This window comes from Azospirillum sp. B506 (assembly GCF_000333595.1).
Taxonomy (GTDB): domain Bacteria; phylum Pseudomonadota; class Alphaproteobacteria; order Azospirillales; family Azospirillaceae; genus Azospirillum.
Map to the genome: position 1 here is coordinate 1 of NZ_BADK01000930.1, position 5,110 is coordinate 5,110.

A 5,110-nucleotide genomic window follows, 5' to 3' on the forward strand; every position below is an offset into this window, starting at 1 on the left:
TGGTGCTGCGTCCGGTCTGCATACCCGGAGCCGCCGGAGCGCGCCTCCTGGCTGAACGTGATCGGCATGCCGCTGACCCCGGAAACCGCCCTGACCCTGGGCGGACTTGACCCGTGCGATGCGCCGGTGCTGCCCGCTCCGCGCATCCTGATCGCCGACCGGCCCGAGGCGAAGGCGTCTGTGAAACTGGCGAGCCGCTGGCGTGCCATGGGTGCGGTGGCGGAGCCGATGGGGGTCAGCGGCGTGATGGAGCTGATCCAGCAGCCCCAGGGCGCCCAGGCCGCCGCGGTGCTGGAGCCGGTCTTGCGCTGGATCGCCGCCGGTCCCGTCGCCACCGGCGCGACCCCGCCGCCGGACCGTCCCGCCGGGCTGATGATGACGACGGCGGTCGAACGGCCGATCTTCTTCGGCACCGCGCCGGAGCTGTTCGGTGTCTATTGCACGCCGGTCCTGGCCGATCCGGCCGGCAACCGGCCCGCCATCCTGTTCCTCAACAGCGGCGCCACCCATCATGTCGGGTCCGGCCGCGCCACGGTGGTGCAGGCGCGGCGGCTGGCCGCGCGCGGCTACACCTCGCTCAGGATCGACGCGGCCGGCATCGGCGACAGCCCCGACCGGACGGGCTTTCCCGACAATCTGCTCTACAACAAGGAGGTGATCGGCGATGTCCGCGCCGCGCTGAACTGGCTGGAGGAGCAGGGGCACGAGCGCGTCGTCGTCATCGGCCTGTGCGCCGGCGGCACCCCCGCCCTGCATGCCGGCCTGGGCGACGACCGCGTGGTCGGCCAGATCGTGCTGAATCCCGGCCGGTTCGAGCTGGGCGGCGGCATCGCCGTGTCGGAGCTGATGCGGACGGTCGCCTTCCGCTCCACCAGGGAGTATCTGATGGAGGCGCTGAAGCCGGCCCGGCTGCGCGCCAGCTTCCGCAAGCCGGCGCGGGTGACCGGGTTGGCCAAGCGGCTGGCCAGCCGCTTCTTCCGCAAGCTGCTTCTGCGCACCGGCCTGACCCGCCATGCGCTGCGCATGTTCCGCCGCCTGTCGGCGGAAGGCCGGCGGGTTCTGGTGGTCTACAGCAGCGGCGACATGACGCTGGCCGAGTTCTACCTGCATCTGGGCGAGGGTGGCAGCGCCGTGGCCGGCCTGCCCGGCATCGAGGTGGTCTATCTCGACCGCTCCGACCACAGCCTGACGGTCTGGGAGGCGCGCGACCGGCTGGACCGGCTGATCGACCGCCATCTGGCCAGCCTGGATGCCGCGGCACAGATGGAACCCGCCGGTTCGGAACCGACGGGATGGGAGCTGGGTTTGCCGTCTGGAAGCCTGCCGTCCGGCGAGCGGGTGGGGTAGGGCGGCTCATCCGGGGCGGAAGGCGTATTGACACGAGCCCCGCCATCGGCGGACCGTCGGCGGGATTGTCGCGCCCAGTGGAGACCGTACCGATGCACCGGATCGAGCTTGCCGAGGTCCCGGCCGACTGCGCGCTGTATCCGCGCTTGTCGACGGCGGATTTCCATGATTGCTACCGCTTTCCGGTGCCCGATCCTCGGCTGTCCGCCCTGGAGCTGCTCATCGGCGTGCTGGCCGCCAGCCCGGCCTGGATCGAGTGGATGATGTGGCTGCGGAACAAGTCCGTCCGGCTGATCGGGCTGAAGGATCTCGGCGCGCTCGGCGCCGTCGATCCGGCGAGGCCGCCCGGCTCCTATCGCCCGGGCGACAGGATCGGCATCTTCACGCTGGTCGAGATGCTGGAGGACGAGGCGGTCGTGTGCGACCGCGACCGGCACCTCGACGTCTGGCTGTCGGTGCGCAAGCTGCCGCCCGACCGTGACCGCCATTGGGCGGCGGTCACCACGATGGTCAGGAAGAAGAACCGGCTCGGCAGGACCTACATGCTGGTGGTCAAGCCGATGCATAAGATGATCGTCCCGGCCTCGCTGCGCAGTTATCTCGCCCGCAAGGCCGGGTGATCGTGCCCTGACTAGGCCAACAGCTCTGCCAGCGACCGCGCCACCACCTGGGTCGCTTTGCGCAGGTCTTCCAGCACCAGCTTCTCGTCGGCGCGGTGGCCGTTGGCTTCCAGCAGGTCGCGCGGGCCGGCGCCGTAGAGGATGGTGGGGATGCCGGCCTCCGAATAATGGCGGGCGTCGGTGTAGAGCGGGATGCCGTTCTGGCCGACCGGCACGCTCAGCACCTCCTGCGCCTGGGCGGCGAACAGCGCCGCCAGACGCGGCGCATCGCCGACGGAGCGGAAGGGGCGGGCCAGCAGGATGCGGCGGATGGAGACGCGGATGCCGTCCCGCCCCGCAGCGGCCCCGTCGATCAGGCTGCGCAGCTCGGCCTCGACCTCCGCCGGGTTCTCTTCCGGGATCATGCGGCGGTCGAGGCGAAAGGTGACGCGGTCGGGCACCACGTTGGTGTTGATGCCGCCCTGGATCAGCCCGACCGTCAGCGACGGGTGGGTGATGCCGGTGACGCCCGACCGGCGCGCCGCCAGCTCCGGCCGGTGGGCATAGAGCGCGGTGAGGATGCTGGTCGCCGCCTCCAGCGCGTCATGGCCGGTGTCGGGGCGGGCGGCGTGGGCGGACTTGCCGTCGACCTGCACCTCCAGATGCAGGCAGCCATTGTGCCCGGTCACCACCGAATAGGCGAAGCTGGCCGACACCGCGTAGTCGGGCTTGGAAATGCCCTGGTCGAGCAGCCATTTCGGCCCGATCTCGCCGCCGGCCTCCTCGTCATAGGTCAGATGCAGCTCGACCGTGCCCTTCAGCGCAGCCTTGGACTCCATCAGCGCCCGCAGCGCGAAGGCATAGGTGGCGAAGTCCGACTTCGACACCGCGACACCGCGGCCATACATCACCCCGTCGCGGATCTCGGCGCCATAGGGGTCGCTCGACCAGCCCTCGCCCGGCGGCACCACGTCGCCATGGGCGTTCAGCGCCACCGTGGGGCCATCCCCGAAGCGGTGGCGGATCACCAGATTGGTGGCGCTGATCATGCCGTTGGCCCGCACCAGCTCGGCCGGCACCGGGTGGCGCTCCACCGCGAAGCCCATCGCCTCCAGCAGCTCGGCGGCGCGGACGGCGTGGGGGGCGCAGTCGCCCGGCGGATTGTCGGATGGCACCTTCACCAGTTCCGCCAGGAAACGGACCTCCTCGTCGAAGCGGGCATTCACCGCCTCGTCGAGCGTGGCGGCGAGGGAGGGGGACAGGTCGGTCATGGCAGGCGGTCCGTCAGGAGTTTGCGGGCTGGAAGTTTTCGACGAAGCGGGCGAGCACGCGGGCGCCGGCCTCGGCGTCGGCGGCGGTGATGCGTTCGGCCGGATTGTGCGAGATGCCGCGTTCGCAGCGCACGAACAGCATGGCGATGTCGGTCAGCGCCGCCACCGCCATCGCGTCATGGCCGGCGCCGCTCGGCAGCTCCGGTGCGTCCAGCCCCTCCGCCGCAGCGGCTGCGGCGAACTGCGCCATCAGCGCCGGGTGGCAGGCGACGGCCGGGCTTTCATGCAGCGTCTCGAAGCCGATGGCGACGCCGCGGGCGTCGGCGATCGCCTCCAGCCGGGCACGGACAGCGCCGACCCGCTCCAGCCGCAGCCCGTCGCGGTCGGCGCGCAGGTCGATGGTGAAGCGGACCTTGCCGGCGATGACGTTGGTGGCGCCGGGCGACGCCTCGATCCGGCCGACGGTGCCGACCAGCCGCTCCTGCCCGGAACAGAGCTGTTCCACCGCCAGGATCATCTCGGCGCTTGCGGCCAGCGCGTCGCGGCGCAGGGTCATCGGCACGGTGCCGGCATGGCCGGCCATCCCCTCCACCGTCACCGCGAGCCGGGTGGCGCCGGCGATGGCGGTGACGATGCCGACCGGGCGGCCGAGAGCCTCCAGCACCGGCCCCTGTTCGATGTGCAGCTCGGCATAGGCCAGCACGTCGTCCGCTTTATAGGCGGCAGTGGCCCAGGCGGCGGGATCCAGCCCGAAGTCACTCATGGCGTCTGCCAGCCGCGTGCCGGCGGCATCACGCGTCTCCAGCACCGCCGGATCGAAGGTGCCGGCGATGGCGCGGCTGCCGATCAGGGTCGATTGGAAGCGCGTGCCCTCCTCGTCGCCGAAGCCGATCACCTCGATTGCGAAGGGCAGGCGCCGGCCGCGGGCATTCAGGTCGGCGACCACGGCGATGCCGGTCAGCACCCCCAGCATGCCGTCATAGCGCCCGGCATCGCGCACGGTGTCGAGGTGCGAGCCGATCAGCAGCACCGGCAGGCCCGGCCGGTCGCCCTCATAGCGGCCGACGATGTTGCCGACTGCGTCCTCGCGCACGCTCATCCCGGCTGCGCGCATCCAGCCGGCGACAAGATCATTGGCCCGGCGGTGTTCCGGCGTCAGGTAGAGGCGCGACAGCCGCCCCTCCTCCGCGCTGATCGCCGCCAGCGCGTCGATGCGGTCGAGGAGGGCCGGCCCGGACAGCGGTGAATAGGGCAGCGGGGAAGCGGGCATCGGCGGTTCCGGAATGCACTGAGGAGACAGGACGATGGCACCGGTTATACGCCGAAGCCTCGCCCCGGCCCTAGCCCCCGGCCGGCGAAGACAGTTTCAAAGAAATCCGGAAAGGCGCCCGGTCCGCGACATCGGGCAATGCCGCGGTGCGAAAAGACAGGGGAAAGATCGTTGGGGGTGCCGAATAATGCCTACCACCCTCTGGAAGATGTCCGCGCACTTCATAAATGAAGCTGGAGAAAAGCGTCGCGACAATTCCTGTATTTGCTGCAAGTGCGAAAGAAACAGCTGATGGGAGGTGCGTCCATGACGTCGTTCGATCCCGATATGCCGTTTGAGAGCGCAACACCGATTGGCCGGCCGAATGCCGTTCTGTGGTTGAACGACCGGACCGAGCTGGCGCAGGCCCGCACGCTGGCGGGATGGATCACGCTGCTCGCGGAGGACCGCGACCTGGATGACCACCAGCTGGCGGTCACGACCGGCCTCGACCTCGAAGAGGTGCGTGCGGTTCGGGAGGGGGCCGTGGCGATGCTGCCGCCCTGGCTGCTGAACCGTGCGCTGGCCCGGCTGGAGGGCCGGAACGACAAAGGGCGGCTGCAATAGCGCAGGCCGCCCTCCGA

At 70.5% G+C, this 5,110-nt stretch carries 5 protein-coding genes; 3 read left to right on the forward strand and 2 right to left on the reverse strand.

The window, feature by feature from the left end; all coding sequences use genetic code 11:
• Positions 1–1,347: carboxylesterase (locus I71_RS28725; protein WP_244434115.1), on the forward strand; the 1,347-nt coding region annotated here is incomplete at its 5' end.
• Positions 1,348–1,439: 92 nt separating this feature from the next.
• Positions 1,440–1,967: a DUF2867 domain-containing protein gene (locus tag I71_RS28730; RefSeq protein WP_042702357.1), complete on the forward strand. Its 528-nt coding sequence runs from the start codon at positions 1,440–1,442 to the stop codon at positions 1,965–1,967.
• 11 nt (positions 1,968–1,978) lie between these two features.
• Here I71_RS28730 and I71_RS28735 read toward each other — a convergent pair whose 3' ends face one another.
• Together I71_RS28735 and I71_RS28740 are read right to left on the reverse strand one after the other, a co-directional pair.
• Entirely contained in the window at positions 1,979–3,217 is a 1,239-nt protein-coding gene (locus I71_RS28735) for an ArgE/DapE family deacylase (protein ID WP_042702359.1), read from the reverse strand.
• A gap of 13 nt (positions 3,218–3,230) precedes the next feature.
• On the reverse strand, positions 3,231–4,487 hold the full coding sequence (locus tag I71_RS28740) for an allantoate amidohydrolase (protein ID WP_042702363.1): 1,257 nt from the start codon (positions 4,485–4,487) through the stop codon (positions 3,231–3,233).
• Positions 4,488–4,793: 306 nt separating this feature from the next.
• Between I71_RS28740 and I71_RS28745 the strand changes: the two genes are divergently transcribed.
• On the forward strand, positions 4,794–5,093 hold the full coding sequence (locus I71_RS28745) for a hypothetical protein (protein ID WP_042702367.1): 300 nt from the start codon (positions 4,794–4,796) through the stop codon (positions 5,091–5,093).
• The last annotated feature ends 17 nt before the right edge of the window (positions 5,094–5,110 follow it).